The organism is Ornithinibacillus bavariensis, assembly GCF_050433565.1.
Classification (GTDB): Bacteria; Bacillota; Bacilli; order Bacillales; family Amphibacillaceae; genus Ornithinibacillus; species Ornithinibacillus bavariensis.
Window position 1 is genome coordinate 75,665 of record NZ_JBNPWZ010000013.1, and the last position, 16,909, is coordinate 92,573.

The 16,909-nt window shown below is 36.9% G+C and carries 18 protein-coding genes; all 18 read left to right on the forward strand.

Annotation, left to right across the window (positions count from 1 at the left end; translation table 11 throughout):
• The first annotated feature begins 16 nt into the window (after positions 1 to 16).
• The 18 genes from nusA to dapA all read left to right on the forward strand — a co-directional run bounded on the left by nusA (position 17) and on the right by dapA (position 16,781).
• Positions 17 to 1,117 (forward strand): transcription termination factor NusA, encoded by a 1,101-nt coding sequence (gene nusA, locus HNR27_RS16445; protein WP_429340535.1) that lies wholly within the window; start codon positions 17 to 19, stop codon positions 1,115 to 1,117.
• Between the two features lie 14 nt (positions 1,118 to 1,131).
• Complete coding sequence (rnpM, locus tag HNR27_RS16450; protein ID WP_212919676.1) at positions 1,132 to 1,404, forward strand: RNase P modulator RnpM; 273 nt, start codon at positions 1,132 to 1,134, stop codon at positions 1,402 to 1,404.
• The gene (locus HNR27_RS16455; protein ID WP_429340536.1) at positions 1,391 to 1,696 is read left to right on the forward strand and encodes a L7Ae/L30e/S12e/Gadd45 family ribosomal protein; all 306 of its coding nucleotides are present in this window, start codon (positions 1,391 to 1,393) and stop codon (positions 1,694 to 1,696) included. The genes rnpM and HNR27_RS16455 overlap by 14 nt, the downstream gene beginning before the upstream one ends.
• A 20-nt stretch (positions 1,697 to 1,716) precedes the next feature.
• Positions 1,717 to 3,945, forward strand: coding sequence for a translation initiation factor IF-2 (infB, locus tag HNR27_RS16460; RefSeq protein WP_429340537.1), 2,229 nt, complete (start codon positions 1,717 to 1,719; stop codon positions 3,943 to 3,945).
• The gene (locus tag HNR27_RS16465) at positions 3,942 to 4,220 is read left to right on the forward strand and encodes a DUF503 domain-containing protein (RefSeq protein ID WP_212919679.1); all 279 of its coding nucleotides are present in this window, start codon (positions 3,942 to 3,944) and stop codon (positions 4,218 to 4,220) included. Before infB ends, HNR27_RS16465 begins: the two co-directional genes overlap by 4 nt.
• 37 nt (positions 4,221 to 4,257) lie before the next feature.
• Positions 4,258 to 4,602: a 30S ribosome-binding factor RbfA gene (gene rbfA / locus HNR27_RS16470; protein ID WP_280530719.1), complete on the forward strand. Its 345-nt coding sequence runs from the start codon at positions 4,258 to 4,260 to the stop codon at positions 4,600 to 4,602.
• A 75-nt stretch (positions 4,603 to 4,677) separates the two neighbouring features.
• Complete coding sequence (gene truB, locus HNR27_RS16475; RefSeq protein ID WP_429340538.1) at positions 4,678 to 5,571, forward strand: tRNA pseudouridine(55) synthase TruB; 894 nt, start codon at positions 4,678 to 4,680, stop codon at positions 5,569 to 5,571.
• A gap of 17 nt (positions 5,572 to 5,588) precedes the next feature.
• Positions 5,589 to 6,530, forward strand: a complete 942-nt coding sequence (locus tag HNR27_RS16480) for a bifunctional riboflavin kinase/FAD synthetase (RefSeq protein WP_429340539.1) — start codon at positions 5,589 to 5,591, stop codon at positions 6,528 to 6,530.
• 143 nt (positions 6,531 to 6,673) lie between these two features.
• Complete coding sequence (rpsO, locus tag HNR27_RS16485; RefSeq protein ID WP_212919683.1) at positions 6,674 to 6,943, forward strand: 30S ribosomal protein S15; 270 nt, start codon at positions 6,674 to 6,676, stop codon at positions 6,941 to 6,943.
• Positions 6,944 to 7,072: 129 nt separating this feature from the next.
• Positions 7,073 to 9,187, forward strand: coding sequence for a polyribonucleotide nucleotidyltransferase (locus HNR27_RS16490; protein WP_212919684.1), 2,115 nt, complete (start codon positions 7,073 to 7,075; stop codon positions 9,185 to 9,187).
• A 132-nt stretch (positions 9,188 to 9,319) separates the two neighbouring features.
• Entirely contained in the window at positions 9,320 to 10,273 is a 954-nt protein-coding gene (locus HNR27_RS16495; protein WP_429340540.1) for a polysaccharide deacetylase family protein, read from the forward strand.
• Between the two features lie 24 nt (positions 10,274 to 10,297).
• Positions 10,298 to 11,518, forward strand: coding sequence for a M16 family metallopeptidase (locus HNR27_RS16500; RefSeq protein ID WP_429340541.1), 1,221 nt, complete (start codon positions 10,298 to 10,300; stop codon positions 11,516 to 11,518).
• A gap of 74 nt (positions 11,519 to 11,592) precedes the next feature.
• A complete protein-coding gene (locus HNR27_RS16505; protein ID WP_212919687.1) occupies positions 11,593 to 11,826 on the forward strand; it encodes a YlmC/YmxH family sporulation protein in 234 nt (77 codons plus the stop codon).
• A 166-nt stretch (positions 11,827 to 11,992) separates the two neighbouring features.
• Positions 11,993 to 12,874: a dipicolinic acid synthetase subunit A gene (gene dpaA, locus HNR27_RS16510; RefSeq protein ID WP_212919688.1), complete on the forward strand. Its 882-nt coding sequence runs from the start codon at positions 11,993 to 11,995 to the stop codon at positions 12,872 to 12,874.
• Positions 12,875 to 12,877: 3 nt separating this feature from the next.
• Positions 12,878 to 13,468, forward strand: coding sequence for a dipicolinate synthase subunit B (gene dpaB, locus HNR27_RS16515; RefSeq protein WP_212919689.1), 591 nt, complete (start codon positions 12,878 to 12,880; stop codon positions 13,466 to 13,468).
• Positions 13,469 to 13,542: 74 nt separating this feature from the next.
• Positions 13,543 to 14,586: an aspartate-semialdehyde dehydrogenase gene (gene asd, locus HNR27_RS16520; protein ID WP_429340542.1), complete on the forward strand. Its 1,044-nt coding sequence runs from the start codon at positions 13,543 to 13,545 to the stop codon at positions 14,584 to 14,586.
• A 59-nt stretch (positions 14,587 to 14,645) separates the two neighbouring features.
• Positions 14,646 to 15,899, forward strand: a complete 1,254-nt coding sequence (gene dapG / locus HNR27_RS16525; protein WP_212919691.1) for an aspartate kinase — start codon at positions 14,646 to 14,648, stop codon at positions 15,897 to 15,899.
• A 6-nt stretch (positions 15,900 to 15,905) separates the two neighbouring features.
• On the forward strand, positions 15,906 to 16,781 hold the full coding sequence (gene dapA / locus HNR27_RS16530; protein WP_429340543.1) for a 4-hydroxy-tetrahydrodipicolinate synthase: 876 nt from the start codon (positions 15,906 to 15,908) through the stop codon (positions 16,779 to 16,781).
• The last annotated feature ends 128 nt before the right edge of the window (positions 16,782 to 16,909 follow it).

The following is a 16,909-nucleotide window of genomic DNA, read 5'->3' on the forward strand; positions in this document are numbered from 1 at the left end:
GGGGGAAAAGAAGGAAATGAGTAGTCAATTGTTTGATGCAATTGAAAATTTGGGTAAAGAAAAAGGAATTGATAAGGAAGTATTAATCGAGGCTTTAGAAGCAGCTCTAATTTCTGCATACAAAAAGAATTTTAAATCAGCTACTAATGTTCGGGTTGAATTAGATGAAGATGCTGGAACAATGCGAGTATTCTCACGCAAAACCGTCGTAGAGGATGTTGAGGATCACCAACAAGAGATTTCATTGGACGAAGCGAAGCATATAAATCCGAATTATGGCATTGATGATGTTATAGAAGTTGAGGTTACTCCTAAGGACTTTGGAAGAATTGCTGCACAGGCTGCTAAGCAGGTCGTTACCCAACGAGTTCGAGAAGCAGAACGTGGTGTCATCTTTAGTGAATATGTTGATCGAGAAGAAGATGTCATGACTGGTATTATTCAACGTATTGATCCACGTTTTGTATATGTGAATTTAGGAAAAATCGAAGCTAAATTACCAGAGGTAGAGCAAATGCCAACCGAGGATTATCAAGTTCATGACCGTATTAAGGTCTATGTGACAAAGGTTGAAAATACAAGCAAAGGTCCGCAAATTTATATTTCAAGATCACATCCTGGATTATTAAAACGCTTGTTTGAGATGGAAGTACCTGAAATTTATGATGGTGTTGTAGAAATAAAGTCAGTAGCACGAGAAGCCGGTGATCGATCAAAAATTGCCGTGTATGCTGAAAATCCAGAAGTTGATCCAGTAGGCTCATGTGTAGGTCAGAAGGGACAGCGTGTTCAGGCTATTGTAAACGAGCTTAAAGGAGAAAAAATTGATATTGTTGAATGGTCAGAAGACCCAGTGACATATGTCTCCAATGCATTAAGTCCTTCAAAGGTCATTAAAGTGTTAGTAGATGAGGAAGAAAAATCTACTACTGTTATCGTTCCTGATTATCAACTATCTTTAGCGATTGGAAAGCGTGGTCAAAACGCTCGATTAGCAGCTAAATTAACAGGCTGGAAAATAGACATTAAGAGTGAGACTGAAGCTCGTGAAGAGGGGCTCTTATCAGAACAACCGGAAGAAGATTACGCAAATTTCGAAGAGGACTTATTCGAATAAGGGAGAGATTTTTCATGGTTCAAAAGCGTAAAACTCCAGAGCGTAAATGTGTAGTCACAAATCAAATGAAACCTAAGAAAGAATTAATCCGTATCGTTCGCAACAAAGAAGGGGAAGTCTTTGTTGATTCAACAGGAAAGAAAAATGGTAGAGGCGCTTATTTGACGAAAGATTTAGATGTAATAAATAAGGCAGAAAAAACTGGTATTCTAAGTAAGCATCTAAATGTGCAAATCGAAGAAAGTATTTATGAAGAATTAAGGTCGTTCGTACATGACGAAAAATAATTACTTAAATATTGTCGGTTTAGCGTTTCGAGCAGGTAAATGTTCTACTGGGGAAGAAACGATTGTGAAAGACATACAAAAGCGAAAAGCAAAACTAATACTAATTGCAAATGATGTAGGTCCCCAAACACGAAAGAAGATTACGGATAAATGTAATTTTTATGGAGTTCCTTATATAGTCGTAGCAGATGATCGAGATACATTATCTGATGCTATCGGAAAATCCCAAAGAGTAGCTATCGCCATCTTAGATGAAGGCTTTGCAGGAAAATTGAAATCGTTACTCGGGTAAATAAATTCGGGGGTGAACATATGCGTAAGATGCGTGTATATGAGTATGCAAAGAAGCAAAATATTACCAGTAAGGATGTTATTAACTTTTTGAAAGAGAATAATATAGAGGTTGCCAATCATATGTCCACAATTGAAGGCGAAACGATTGATAAGCTTGACCATAAATTTAACCCAAAACAAGATAAACAGGTCGTTCAAGGATCTGCTAAAGCTAGTCCAGAAAAGAAGCAACTTGAAACGAACCGTCCGGTTAATAGTGATAGCAAAAAGAAAGATTCTAAGCCTTCTAATTCTAATTCGAGTTTGAATACAAAGCGCGAAGAACATCAAAATAAGAAGCAAACGAATAATAAACCAAAGCCTAACAATAAGCAACAACAGAACAACAAACCACAACACAATAAACAACAACAAAATAAACATCAACAAAACAAAGGTCCAAAAAATAAAAAGAATAAACAAAAAGAGGGTCAGCAACCAGTAGTGAAAGAGACACCAAAAGAAATCAAATATCATGGTTCATTAACCGTAAGTGAATTAGCAGAAAAGTTGAATAAAGAAGCATCTGAGATTATTAAAAAGCTTATGTTCTTAGGTGTAATGGCAACCAAAAACCAAGATTTAGATGATGATGCTATTGAATTAATATGCGCTGAATATGATGTAGCAGTAGAAAAAGAAATTATCTTAGAAGATACTGATCTTGATAAGTATATGGAAGAGGATGACAAAGCGGATTTAGTAGAACGTCCAGCAGTTGTAACAATTATGGGGCATGTTGACCATGGTAAGACAACTACACTAGATTCTATCCGTAATACAAAGGTTACCGCTGGAGAAGCTGGAGGTATTACACAGCATATTGGTGCATATCAAGTGACACGCAATGGTAAAAAGATTACATTTTTGGACACACCTGGGCATGCTGCGTTTACAAGTATGCGCTCACGTGGTGCACAAGTAACTGATATTGCTATCTTAGTTGTTGCTGCAGACGATGGAGTAATGCCACAGACGGTTGAGGCAATAAACCATGCTAAAGCTGCAGAGGTACCAATAATTATAGCCGTTAATAAAATGGATAAGGAAACTGCTAACCCTGACCGTGTCATGCAAGAATTAACGGAATATGAATTAGTACCGGAGGATTGGGGCGGAGATACTATCTTTGTACCTATATCTGCATTAAAGGGTGAGGGCATTGACGATTTACTAGAAATGATTATTCTAGTATCAGAAGTTGAGGAATTAAAAGCGAACCCTAAACGAAATGCAACAGGAACTGTAATTGAGGCTCAGCTGGATAAAGGGCGTGGCTCTGTTGCGACCTTACTAGTCCAAAATGGAACATTGCGCGTTGGGGATCCGATTGTTGTTGGTAATACCTATGGAAGAGTTAGAGCAATGGTTAATGATCTTGGACAGCGAGTGAAGGAAGCAGGACCATCAACACCAGTTGAAATAACTGGATTAAATGATGTTCCTCAAGCAGGTGACCAATTCCTAGTATTTGACGATGAGAAAAAAGCAAGACAAATTGGAGAAGCTCGTAACCAGAAATTTATCCAGGAAAACCGTCATGAGCATACAAAAGTCAGTCTCGATGATTTATTTGAGCAAATTAAACAAGGTGAAATGAAAGAAATCAATGTCATTATCAAGGCTGATGTACAAGGATCCGTTGAGGCACTAGCTTCTTCTTTACAAAAGATTGAAGTAGAAGGCGTTAAAATAAAAATTATTCACACCGGTGTAGGAGCTATTACAGAGTCTGACATCATACTTGCTTCAGCATCTAACGCGATTGTAATTGGTTTCAATGTACGTCCAGATGCAAATGCTAAGAACACTGCTGAATCTGAGAATGTTGATATTCGTCTCCACCGCGTTATTTATAAGGCAATTGAAGAAATTGAAGCAGCTATGAAGGGAATGCTTGATCCTGAATTTGAAGAAAAAGTTATTGGGCAAGCTGAGGTTAGAGAAACCTTCAAAGTTTCAAAGGTAGGAACAATTGCCGGAAGCTATGTAACAGACGGTAAAATTACAAGAGATGCTGGTGTAAGATTAATTCGTAACGGAGTCGTACTGTTTGAGGGTGAAATTGATACATTAAAACGTTTTAAAGATGATGTGAAGGAAGTTGCCCAAAACTACGAATGTGGAATTACAATTAAGAATTATAATGATATTAAAGAAGGCGACATTATTGAAGCATACGTCATGGAGGAAATAGAACGTCAATGATTGTTCTTCTAGAAGTAGAATGCATGCTATATGATGGTCATTCATTAAAAGAAAAGCGCTCCGTAATTAAACGCCTTATTGCAAGAATACAGAAGGATTTTAATGTCAGTATAACTGAATTAGACTTTCATGATTTATGGCAACGCACGAAGCTTGGAATTGTAACCATAACTAATGAATATAGCCATGGTGAAAAGGTAATGCAGGAAATACTTCGAGTAATTGACACTTACTCTGAATTGGACAGAACAATCACAAATATAGAATTCCTATAGGTTTTTTTGACGTATGTTCGTGTTGAGAGGTGATTTTGTGAGTAATTTACGAGCAAATCGAGTAGCAGAACAAATGAAAAAAGAGTTAGGAGAAATCCTTACAAGAAAAATTAAAGATCCTCGCGTTGGTTTTGTAACTGTTACAGATGTAGAGGTGACAGGCGACTTACAACAAGCAACCGTATATATTTCTGTTCTTGGTGATGAAGACAAGAAAAAGGATACATTACTAGGTCTTGCAAAAGCAAAGGGATATATCCGTTCTGAAATAGGTAGTCGAATTCGATTACGTAAGACACCAGAAATTAGCTTTGAATTTGATGAAGCGCTTGAGTATGGTAATCGAATTGAGACAATTCTCAAGGATTTAAATAACCACTAATCTTTTCATAAAAATCTGGCTCCGAGGAGTCAGATTTTTATTCAGAAATAGGTTTTCTGTTTGGAGTGTTAATAAATGAACGGTATTTTACCACTTTGGAAACCAAAGGGCATGACATCTCATGATTGTGTCATGAAAATAAGGAAGCTATTTAAAACTAAAAAGGTAGGACATACAGGAACACTTGACCCAGAGGTTGAAGGAGTTCTTCCAATTTGTATTGGAAAAGCTACAAAAATTGTTCAATTTCTCACCGATACAAAGAAAGTTTATATTGCCGAGGTTAAGCTTGGTTCTACTACGGAAACAGAAGATGCGTACGGAGGCATTGTGGAAGAAGCTACTGTTGAACATTTTCCTACTAAACAGGAAATTGAAAACGTGTTACAATCATTTATGGGAGAAATTGTTCAAGTTCCACCGATGTATTCAGCTATAAAGGTTGCAGGCAAAAAACTATATGAGTATGCTCGAGCTAATCAAACTGTTGAACGTCCCAAGCGAACAGTTACCATACATGAAATGATATTTTTATCAAGTGATGCGGTGGAATCAACCATTCGATTTAAGGTGACCTGTTCAAAGGGCACTTATGTCCGAACCTTATGTGTTGATATTGGCAAGTCACTCGGATTTCCTGCCCATATGTCTTATTTAGTTCGTGAGGAGACCGGAGACATTAGCCGACGTGATACAGTTGATTTTTCAACTATTGAAGCAGCTTGCAAAGAGGGAAACGGTGAGAGTTTACTGCTACCAATCACAGCAGGACTTAAACATTTAGATACATACCATGTTGATGAAGAAACAAAGAAGAAGGTTCTTTACGGACAAAAACTTATAAAGCCAGAAAATAGTTTTCGCACATCTCCTGTTAAAGTAATGTGTGGAGATGAATTATTAGCTATCTATCAAATTCACCCAGAAAACGAAGAACAAATCAAACCAATTCGCGTTTTTGGCGATTAGAAGTGTAGGTGAGAAAAATGAAAACAATTTATCTAACATACCCACATAACTTAAAAAGGGAAGAGGTACCTGAAACAGTAGCGGCAATAGGTTTTTTTGATGGTCTACATCGAGGACATCAAACTGTTATTAAACATGCAGTAAACGAAGCAAAGCAGAAGGCTATGGCAAGTGCGGTTATAACATTTTATCCTCATCCATCCGTTGTCCTTAAGAATAATCATGATGTGAAATATATAACCCCTCTTCATGAAAAACAAGAAATTTTGGATAGCTTAAATGTCGATATTTTATATATTATTACATTTAATAAAGAATTATCATCTCAAAGTCCTCAAGACTTCATTGATCATTTCATTATTGGATTAAATATTAAGCATGTTGTTGCTGGCTTCGATTTCACCTATGGTCATAAAGGACAAGGAAATATGGAGGTCATTGGAGAGCATTCCCGTGGGGCATTTTCGTACACGATGGTTGATAAGGTTACACTTAATAATGAGAAAATAAGTTCTACCAAGATTCGTAGCCTTCTTGATTCTGGAGATATAGAACAAGCAAATGTCTTACTAGGTAGGGCTCTTAGCATAAGTGGTAAAGTGATACATGGCGATCAACGTGGACGAGAGCTTGGTTATCCTACTGCAAACATTAATTATAATGAAGAAGCTCATCTACCGAAGCCAGGAATATATGCAGTTTGTTTTCATGTTGATGGGCAGGTTTATGGGGGAATGGCAAGCCTTGGAACAAATCCTACCTTTACGGAGGGACGGTTAGATTTGTCGCTTGAAGTTTATATTTTTGATTTTAATCAAGATATTTATGGTAAAGATGTTGTTGTAGAATGGTATAAATTCATTCGTAATGAGGAAAAATTTGATAGTGTTGAGGCATTAATCGAAAGAATGCAAGAAGATGAAAAGGAAATTCGCAAGGTTTTGGCTGAGCTATCATAATTTATAAATTTTTTGTTGGAAAACTTGATATTACCAAGGAAAAGATGTAAACTAAAAAAGTTACAACCTTCTCTTGGCAAATCGTAACTCCGACGATTGCTAGGGGACAGGGGATAATATAATATTTTAGGAGGTGGCCATTAATGGCTATTACAAAAGAACGTAAAAACGAAATTATCAACGAATACAAGGTTCATGAAAATGATACTGGTTCACCAGAGGTACAAATTGCTGTACTTACGGAAGAAATCAATACACTAAATGAGCATTTACGTGTTCATAAGAAGGATCATCATTCACGTCGTGGTCTTTTAAAAATGGTTGGTAAGCGTCGTAACTTACTAAACTACTTACGTAATAAAGACATTACACGTTATCGTGAGTTAATTCAAAGACTTGGATTACGTAGATAGTGTAAAAAGCAGGAGAAATCCTGCTTTTTTCTCGTTTTTTAAAACTTATCATACATAGAATTTACTTTCCTGTTTGATAGCTATAAAATAGAAAAAAGAATGTTTTTAATGAAAGGAGTACTACACAACATGTCTAATGAAAAACAAGTGTTCTCCACTGAGATTTCTGGTAAACCCTTTACCGTCGAAATCGGAGAATTAGCGAAGCAAGCAAGTGGTGCCTGCATGGTACACTACGGGGATTCATCCGTACTAGCAGTTGCCACAGCTTCTAAAGAACCGAAAGACTTACCTTTTTTTCCATTAACCGTTAACTATGAAGAGAGATTATATGCGGTTGGTAAAATCCCAGGTGGATTTATAAAACGTGAAGGAAGACCAAGTGAAAAAGCAATACTTGCATCTAGACTAATCGATCGACCAATTCGACCACTTTTCCCTGATGGATATCGTAATGAGGTCCAAGTTATTAGTACCGTAATGAGTGTCGATCAAGATTGTTCTACTGAAATTGCAGCGATGATTGGATCATCTATTGCCTTATCTATTTCTAATATACCGTTCGAACAACCGATTGCAGGTGTTCATGTTGGAAGAGTTGATGGTAAATTTGTAATTAATCCAACAGTAGAGGAAGAGGCACATAGTGATATTGAATTAACGGTTGCGGGTACAAAGGATGCTATTAATATGGTTGAAGCAGGAGCGAATGAAGTGCCTGAGGAAGTCATGTTAGAGGCAATCATGTTTGGTCATGAAGAAATTAAGCGCTTAGTAGCCTTCCAAGAGGAGATAATCCAAGCTATAAACCCTGTGAAATCTGAGGTTGTATTATTTGAACTGGATGAGGATTTAAAGGCTAAGGTAGAAGCAGAAGCACACGAGAAGCTACTTGCTGCCATCCAAGTACAAGAAAAGCATGCAAGAGAAGAAGCGATTAGTGACGTAAAGGCAGAGATTTTAGCAGGTTATGAGGAAGAAGAGAAAGAGGTCATTTCACAAGTAAGCTCTATCCTAGATAAAATGGTTAAAGAGGAAGTTCGTCGACTTATTACGAAGGAAAAGATTCGTCCTGATGGTCGTAAGATTGATGAAATTCGTCCACTATCCTCACGTATTGGAATTCTACCTAGAGCCCATGGTTCAGGTCTATTTACAAGAGGACAAACGCAAGCATTAAGTGTTTGTACATTAGGTGCTCTTGGCGATGTACAAATATTAGATGGTTTAGACTTAGAAGAATCCAAACGCTTTATGCATCATTACAATTTTCCACAATATAGTGTTGGTGAAACAGGCCCTATGAGAGGACCGGGTCGTCGTGAAATTGGACATGGTGCACTAGGTGAACGAGCACTTGAAAAAGTGGTACCTTCTGAGAAGGATTTTCCATATACAATCCGTCTTGTATCAGAGGTGTTGGAGTCAAATGGTTCGACATCACAAGCTAGTATCTGTGCAAGTACGCTTGCAATGATGGACGCTGGAGTTCCAATCAAAGCTCCGGTAGCAGGTATCGCAATGGGACTAGTGAAGTCTGGTGATGACTATACTATCTTAACGGATATACAGGGTATGGAAGATGCACTAGGTGATATGGACTTTAAGGTTGCCGGAACATCCAAAGGTGTTACAGCACTTCAAATGGATATTAAAATCGAAGGACTTTCTCGTGAAATCCTTGAAGAGGCATTAACACAAGCTAAAAAAGGAAGAATGCAAATTCTTGAGCATATGATGGAAACCATCAATAAACCGAGAGAAGAACTTTCAGAATATGCGCCAAAAATTTTGACAATGACGATTAACCCAGACAAAATTCGTGATGTAATTGGGCCAAGTGGTAAGCAAATCAATAAGATTATTGATGAAACTGGGGTTAAAATTGATATCGAACAAGATGGTAGTGTCTTTATTTCATCGACAAATTCAGAAATGAATGAGAAGGCTAAACAAATTATTGAAGATATCGTTCGCGAGGTTGAAGTTGGACAAGTATATTTAGGTACGGTTAAGCGTATTGAAAAATTCGGTGCCTTTGTGGAAATCTTTAAAGGTAAAGATGGCTTAGTTCATATCTCCGAGTTAGCGGAAGAGCGTACGAATAAAGTGGAAGATGTCGTGAAAATTGGCGATCAAATTATGGTTAAGGTTAAAGATATCGATAATCAAGGAAGAGTTAATCTTTCACGAAAAGCAGTATTAATCGAACAAAAAGAAAAAGCAGAAAAATCAACACTATAACAATAACAAGAAGCTGGATATCCAGTTTCTTTTTACTTTTCTTGCTAACTATTTCTTTTACATTCACGTTTACGAATGAATTTTCATATCTTGTCCTCCTTTCTCATATACATGGAAGGAAGGAGTGATAGGATGCATAAATATCGAAATTATATACATATCATTGTTTTTATTATTATCGTTGCTATTTCCTTTAACATTGAAATAAATCCATTTAAAACAAATGATCAAGCGGTTTTTTCACAAATGACCATGGTGAATATGAAGGAAGATCCGTTATATAAAGAAATTAAAGAAAAAAGCACAGGCTATCTAGATGAGCCAGAAGATGCTTATATTGATCGTGTTTGGAAAAAAACTCCTGGTAGGAATGGTCAAAAAGTAAATGTGGAAGAGTCTTATAAAAGAATGAAGAAAAACAAAGGGTTTAATGAAGAACTACTTGTCTTTGATAAAGTTCCGCCTAAAGTTTCTTTGGAAGATTTAGGACCAGCGCCAATTTATAGAGGCCATCCAGAAAAACAAATGGTATCTTTTTTAATAAATGTTTCTTGGGGGACGGAGCATATTCCAGACATATTGGATACGCTAAAGAAGCATAAGGTTAAGGCAACCTTTTTTATTGAGGGTACATGGGCAAAGCAAAATGTGGAATATGTGAAAATGATACAAGAACAAGGACATACTATTGGTAATCATGCGTATAATCATCCAGACATGGCGAAGCTAAATAGGGAACAGATTTATAACCAAATAAAAGATACCAATGATGTACTCTATGCAATAACTGGAGAAACACCAAAGTGGTTCGCACCGCCAAGTGGCAGCTTTTCTGAAACGGTTATAAGAGTAGCAGATGAACTGAAAATGGAAACAATTTTATGGACAGTTGATACAATTGATTGGAAGAATCCAACCGTAAATGTTATGCTTAATCGCGTAATGGAGAAAATTCATCCCGGAGCAACGGTTTTAATGCACCCAACCCCTTCCGTTGCAAGAGGATTACCTAGTCTAATTGCCCAAATAAAAGAAAAAGGTTATCAAATTGGAACTATTGATAAGCTATTATCTGAAAGCAGATAATATGGTGTAACAGGAGGAAAAACGTTGATTCAGAAACATATTAGCAAAAATGGAGTTCGAATAGTATTAGAGAATATACCAGCTGTGCGATCCGTAACAATTGGTATATGGGTTTTAACAGGTTCAAGAAATGAAACCGAAGTGAATAATGGCATTTCTCATTTTATCGAGCATATGTTTTTTAAAGGTACCAAGAACCGAACAGCAGCTGATATAGCTGAAGCCTTTGATTCAATAGGTGGTCAAGTGAATGCTTTCACATCAAAAGAATATACTTGTTTCTATGCGAAAGTATTGGATACGCATAAGGACCATGCATTAGAAATTTTAGCAGATATGTTCTTCAATTCTGCATTTGATGAAGAGGAAATGGAACGGGAAAAGAAGGTAGTTCTTGAGGAAATAAAAATGTATGAGGATACACCTGATGATATCGTACATGATCTTTTAGCTAGAGCTGCATATGGCAATCATCCATTAGGATACCCAATTTTAGGGACGGAAGAGCATTTAAAATCCTTTACTCCCAATCAATTACGTGATTATATTCATACACATTATCTTCCTGAAAATGTCGTTATTTCAGTTGCGGGTAACGTGGAAGACGATTTTATTGACCGTATTGATCGCTATTTCGGTACATATGGTTCTACAATTCAACGATCAGCTATTAAAGAGCCGAGCTTTTTAGCCAATCAAATTGAGCGTCATAAGGAAACAGAACAGGCTCATCTCTGTATTGGCTATAATGGATTACCAATTGGAGCAGAGGACGTTTATAGTTTAATTATATTAAATAATGTGTTAGGTGGAAGTATGAGTTCTAGACTTTTCCAAGAGGTAAGAGAAAAGAGAGGACTTGCATATTCCGTATTTTCCTACCATTCATCATTTCAAGATAATGGTTTATTAACGATATACGCTGGAACAGGAAATGAACAGCTCCCGCTATTAAAAGAGACGATAGAGAATACTGTAACAGGATTAATTAAAGAAGGAATTACAGATAAAGAATTAAAAAATAGTAAAGAACAATTAAAGGGTAGCATCATGCTTAGCCTGGAAAGCACGAATAGTCGAATGAGTAGAAATGGAAAAAATGAATTATTGTTAAGGAAACATAAATCATTAGATGAAACGATTCAAGAAATTGATAATGTGACACATAGATCCATTAACCAAATAATTGAACATACATTTAATCAGGAACCTTGTACTGCTCTAATAGCTCCTTTAAAGAACTAATGAAAGAACCTTACTAACATAGGTTCTTTTTTCTTGCATATATATGTAGTATAAGTAACAAGGGAGTGCTGTGTATGCGGTATAATGAAATTAGTAACAAAGAAATCGTCAATATAACCCATGGTAAGCGGTTAGGTATGCTTGGCCAAACAGACTTAGAAATAGACGAGGACACAGGACAAATACGCTCATTTATTTTACCGAACTACAAATGGTTTGGACTTAAAAAAGAAGGTGCAGTTGCAAAAATTCATTGGAGCTCCATTAAAAAGATTGGCGAAGATATGATTATGATCGAAGCTGAATAATTTATGGAAGGTTAGTATCAACTAGATACTAGCCTTTTTTCATCCTTTTTCAAACTAATATTCACTATCCGCCTAGAAACACATAAGCTATAAAGAAAATGCTATACCATAAGACAATTCTTTCGTTACTACTTTTTTTATCAAAGGTTGGAGGGTGTTCTAGGTAATGAAACTAACAATTGCTGTAATAGGTGGAGATGCAAGATATTTAGAATTAATTAGACAGCTACAACGAGTTGAAAATAATGAATTAATATTAGTCGGTTACGATAAACTTGAGCAAGGCTTTACAGGCTTAAAGCAGACAGATTTCCACGAAATAGATGTGGAAGACTTAGATGTCGTGATATTGCCAATTACAGGTATGGATGAGGAAGGATCCGTTGAGACTGTATTCTCAGATCAAGACATTCGAATCACAGAAGATTGGTTATCCAGGTTAAAGGAATCTGCTGTGGTCTTTACCGGGATAACCAATGAGCATTTATCTATGATAACCCATAAAACAAACACAACATTAGTTCCATTATTTGATCGGGATGATGTAGCAATCTATAATTCTATTCCTACAGCAGAGGGAACGATTATGATGGCTATTGAAAATACCGATTACACGATTCATTCATCACGTGTGATTGTTACTGGATTTGGTAGAGTCGGTCATACTGTTGCGAATAAGTTTGCTGCACTAGGAGCTAATGTTTCAGTTGCCACTAGGAGTTCAAAGGACTTGGCACGAATTACCGAAATGGGGCTTACCCCAATTGAATTAGAAAAACTAGCCGAATATACGAGTGAATGTGATTTATTAATCAACACCATACCTGCAATGGTGATTAAAAAGGACTCTATCCAAAATCTTCCCTCCAATGCAGTCATTATCGATCTTGCATCAAAACCTGGTGGAACGGATTTTGAATTTGCGAAACAAAGAGGAATTGAAGCGATATTGGCACGTAGTCTTCCGGGTATTGTTGCTCCAAAGACAGCAGGAAAGATTTTGGCAGATGTTATTATTCAGATTTTAACAAAGGAAAAGGAGCTATAAGGAATGGAATTACAAGGTAAACGGATTGGTTTTGGGGTGACTGGTTCACATTGTACGTATAGTGAAGTGTTTGGTCCGATGGAAAAATTAATGGAACTTGGTGCAGAGGTCGTCCCAGTCGTTACGTATACAGTAATGAATATTGACACGAAATTTGGAAAGGCAAAGGATCATATTGCCAGAATAGAATCCATAACAGGAAAGAAAGTAATTTCCACCATGCCAGAGGCAGAGCCGCTTGGGCCGACCTACCCACTAGACTGTATGGTTATTGCTCCACTAACAGGTAATTCCTTAAGTAAATTAGCAAATGCCCAAACAGATTCGCCTCCGTTAATGGCGGCAAAAGCTACAATGAGGAATCAAAGTCCAGTTGTGTTAGGTATTTCCACAAATGATGCGTTAGGATTAAATGGCATAAATTTAATGCGATTAATGGCAAGTAAATTTATATATTTCGTCCCGTATGGTCAGGATGATCCATATAAAAAGCCAAATTCACTCGTTGCTAATATGGACTTATTACCGGAGACAATTATTTCAGCATTAGAGGGAAAACAGCTACAGCCAATATTAATACCACATTTGGATTAATGTGTGATAAAATAAAAAACTAATAGTTTTGCCAAAATTTATAAAGTTGTATCAGAGGAAGGAGATAGTATCCTATGGAGAAGTATAACGTAGCAGTTGTTGGTGCAACAGGTGCTGTAGGTGAAAAAATTGTGAAGTTACTAGAAGAAAGAGATTTTCCAATTAAACAATTAAAGCTTCTATCCTCAAAACGATCAGCTGGAACGAAGGTAAAATTTAATGGAGAGATGATAACGATAGAAGAGGCTACTGATGATAGCTTTCAAGATATCGATCTAGCATTATTTTCTGCAGGAGGAACGGTTTCTAAACGCTTTGCCCCTGAAGCAGTAAGATGTGGTGCAGTGGTTGTAGATAATACGAGTGCGTTTCGAATGGATGAGAATGTACCACTTGTTGTACCCGAAGTAAATGAACATGATTTACAATTACATCAAGGTATCATAGCTAATCCAAATTGCTCTACAATTCAAATGGTGACAGCTTTAAAGCCTATAAAAGATGCGTTCGGCTTAAAGCGGGTTATTGTATCAACATATCAAGCAGTATCAGGAGCAGGAAATCAGGCAGTAGAGGAATTACGAAAACAAGCAAAGCAGTTTATAAATAATGAAGAAATAACTGCTGAAATATTACCAGTTAAAGGTGATAAGCATCACTATCCAATAGCCTTTAACGCATTGCCTCAAATTGATTTATTCCAAGACAATGGTTATACATTAGAAGAAATGAAAATGATAAACGAAACAAAAAAAATCATGCATGCGGAAGAACTTTCCGTTGCAGCAACCTGTGTTCGATTACCTTTTTTCACTTCTCACGCAGAAAGTGTATATATTGAAGTAGAGCAAGATGGAATAACCACAGCGGATATATGGAAGGTTTTAGAAAATGCAGAAGGTATCATTTTACAAGATAACCCAAGCATTCAGAATTATCCTACACCAATTGCTGCATCTGGTAAGAAGGAAGTATTTGTTGGCAGGGTACGAAAAGATTTAGATCAGCAAAATGGTATTCATCTGTGGATTGTATCTGATAACTTGCTTAAGGGAGCAGCGTGGAACACTGTTCAAATAGCTGAAAAACTCATTGAAAAAGGACTGTTATCCAATTAATTACTGTTTAACAGGCAGTATGTTGATAAAATTGTATTTAGTTAGAGGTGTGTGAAATTGTGCAGATATTAGTTCAAAAATTTGGTGGAACTTCTGTACAAAGTAATCAAAGTAGAAAACATGTTCTTCGTCATATAGAAAACGCACTAAATAATGACTTTAAGCTGGTAGTAGTCGTATCTGCATTAGGTAGGAGTCCAGATCCCTATGCAACCGATTCACTTTTAGAATTAGTTGATTATCCAGAGCATTCCATTACTAATCGAGAGCTCGATATGTTAATGGTTTGTGGAGAAATAATCGCTTCTGTTGTTCTATCCAATGAACTAAGAAAGAGTGGTATCTCATCCATCGCTTTAACTGGAGCACAAGCGGGTATTAAGACAAATGCAGATTTTAATCAAGCTAAAATAAAAGAAGTAGAACCATCACGTATTCTAACAGAGTTAAAAAAACATGACGTCGTTGTCGTTGCCGGCTTCCAAGGGAAAAATTTACAAGGGGAGTTGACTACCCTTGGTAGAGGCGGAAGTGATACAACAGCAGCTGCCCTTGGTGCAGCACTAGCAGCGAAAAGTATTGAAATATTTACCGATGTTAATGGAATTATGACAGCAGACCCAAGGGTAGTAAAAAATGCTCGTGCATTGGATATTGTGTCGTATAGAGAAATTTGTAATTTAGCATATCAAGGAGCAAAGGTCATCCATCCGCGTGCAGTAGAAATTGCTATGCATGCCAAGGTACCGATTAGAGTGCGTTCTACTTATGAGGAAAACGGTGGAACCTTAGTTACGAATACTAGGAATGGAAAAGTTGGGGTCGATATTTCTGACCGTGTTGTTACTGGAATAGCTCATTTAGCAAATATTACCCAAATCAAGGTACAGACAAAGGAAAAAGAAGCATATCGATTGCAATCTGAGGTGTTTAAAGCAATGGCAGATGCCGGGATATCCATTGACTTTATCAATATTTCGCCTACAGGTGTTATCTATACGGTTCCAAATCAACAAGCAAAGCGTGCAATTACTATTTTAAAGTCTAAGGGTTTCAATCCATCCATATTAGACGATTGTACGAAGGTATCTGTCGTAGGAGCTGGAATGACTGGGGTACCAGGAGTTGCCTCACGGATAGTTCATGCTTTGACTAGTAAAGGAGTACAAATACTACAGTCCGCTGATAGTCATACAACAATATGGGTGTTGATTCCAAGTAAAGACTTGTTTACTGCTGTGAATGCATTGCATGAAGAATTTGATTTAAGTAATCAGTCGACAATTTTGCATGATTTTTTAACAGAAAGGTGAGTAAAAATGGATTTTGGGAACTTGTTAACAGCAATGGTTACTCCATTCGATGCTAATGGAGAAATCAATTTTTATGAAACAACAAAATTAGTAAATTATCTTTTAAATAATGGAACTGAAGGGTTAGTAGTTGCTGGAACAACTGGTGAATCACCAACACTCACAACAAAGGAAAAGATTGAATTATTTTCTCATGTAGTTAAAATTGTCGATAATCGTGTACCAGTTATCGCTGGTACAGGGGGGAATAGTACGAGAAGCTCTATTGAATTAACGAAAGAAGCGGAAAATTGTGGTGTCGATGCGGTTATGCTTGTAGCACCATATTATAATAAACCAAATCAATTGGGGTTATATGAGCATTTTAAGACCATTGCCAGTGAAACAAAACTTCCAGTAATGCTCTATAACATTCCCGGGAGATCAGTAGTGAAAATGTCTGCAGAAACGATTATTGCGTTAAGCAAAATTGATAATATAGTTTCTGTTAAAGAGGCAAGTGGAGATCTAGATTTGGCAGCTACAATTATAGAGAATACTAGTGAAGACTTTCGTGTGTATAGTGGGGATGATGGGTTAACTTTACCGATGCTAGCAATTGGTGGTAATGGTATTATCTCTGTTGCCTCCCATATTATTGGGAATGAAATGCAGGAAATGATCCACGCATTCCAGAAGGGAGACACGAAGCGAGCTGCTTCCATTCACCGTAAATTACTTCCGTTAATAAACAGCCTATTTGCTCAGCCATCACCAACTCCAGTAAAAGCAGCTTTAATACAGAAGGAAATTCGTGCTGGTGGGGTACGCCTCCCACTTGTTCCATTAACAGAAGCGGAAGAGCTAAAATTAATGAAGATCATTACTGAATTTCATCTATAAAAATAACTGAAGCAGTCATTCGACTGCTTTTTCTATTAATGCTTTTAAAACCACAGGCTCTGCCTGTGTGAAAATAAACCTTCTAGGGATGTAACAAAAGAATCTCCAATCGTATAATAGAGATGGCC

Bases quoted from the DNA above. Each gene is read 5' to 3' on its own strand.
- nusA (WP_429340535.1), top strand. From the start codon at position 17: ATGAGTAGTCAATTGTTTGATGCAATTGAAAATTTGGGTAAAGAAAAA.
- rnpM (WP_212919676.1), top strand. From the start codon at position 1,132: ATGGTTCAAAAGCGTAAAACTCCAGAGCGTAAATGTGTAGTCACAAAT.
- HNR27_RS16455 (WP_429340536.1), top strand. From the start codon at position 1,391: ATGACGAAAAATAATTACTTAAATATTGTCGGTTTAGCGTTTCGAGCA.
- infB (WP_429340537.1), top strand. From the start codon at position 1,717: ATGCGTAAGATGCGTGTATATGAGTATGCAAAGAAGCAAAATATTACC.
- HNR27_RS16465 (WP_212919679.1), top strand. From the start codon at position 3,942: ATGATTGTTCTTCTAGAAGTAGAATGCATGCTATATGATGGTCATTCA.
- truB (WP_429340538.1), top strand. From the start codon at position 4,678: ATGAACGGTATTTTACCACTTTGGAAACCAAAGGGCATGACATCTCAT.
- HNR27_RS16480 (WP_429340539.1), top strand. From the start codon at position 5,589: ATGAAAACAATTTATCTAACATACCCACATAACTTAAAAAGGGAAGAG.
- rpsO (WP_212919683.1), top strand. From the start codon at position 6,674: ATGGCTATTACAAAAGAACGTAAAAACGAAATTATCAACGAATACAAG.
- HNR27_RS16490 (WP_212919684.1), top strand. From the start codon at position 7,073: ATGTCTAATGAAAAACAAGTGTTCTCCACTGAGATTTCTGGTAAACCC.
- HNR27_RS16495 (WP_429340540.1), top strand. From the start codon at position 9,320: ATGCATAAATATCGAAATTATATACATATCATTGTTTTTATTATTATC.
- HNR27_RS16505 (WP_212919687.1), top strand. From the start codon at position 11,593: ATGCGGTATAATGAAATTAGTAACAAAGAAATCGTCAATATAACCCAT.
- dpaA (WP_212919688.1), top strand. From the start codon at position 11,993: ATGAAACTAACAATTGCTGTAATAGGTGGAGATGCAAGATATTTAGAA.
- dpaB (WP_212919689.1), top strand. From the start codon at position 12,878: ATGGAATTACAAGGTAAACGGATTGGTTTTGGGGTGACTGGTTCACAT.
- asd (WP_429340542.1), top strand. From the start codon at position 13,543: ATGGAGAAGTATAACGTAGCAGTTGTTGGTGCAACAGGTGCTGTAGGT.
- dapA (WP_429340543.1), top strand. From the start codon at position 15,906: ATGGATTTTGGGAACTTGTTAACAGCAATGGTTACTCCATTCGATGCT.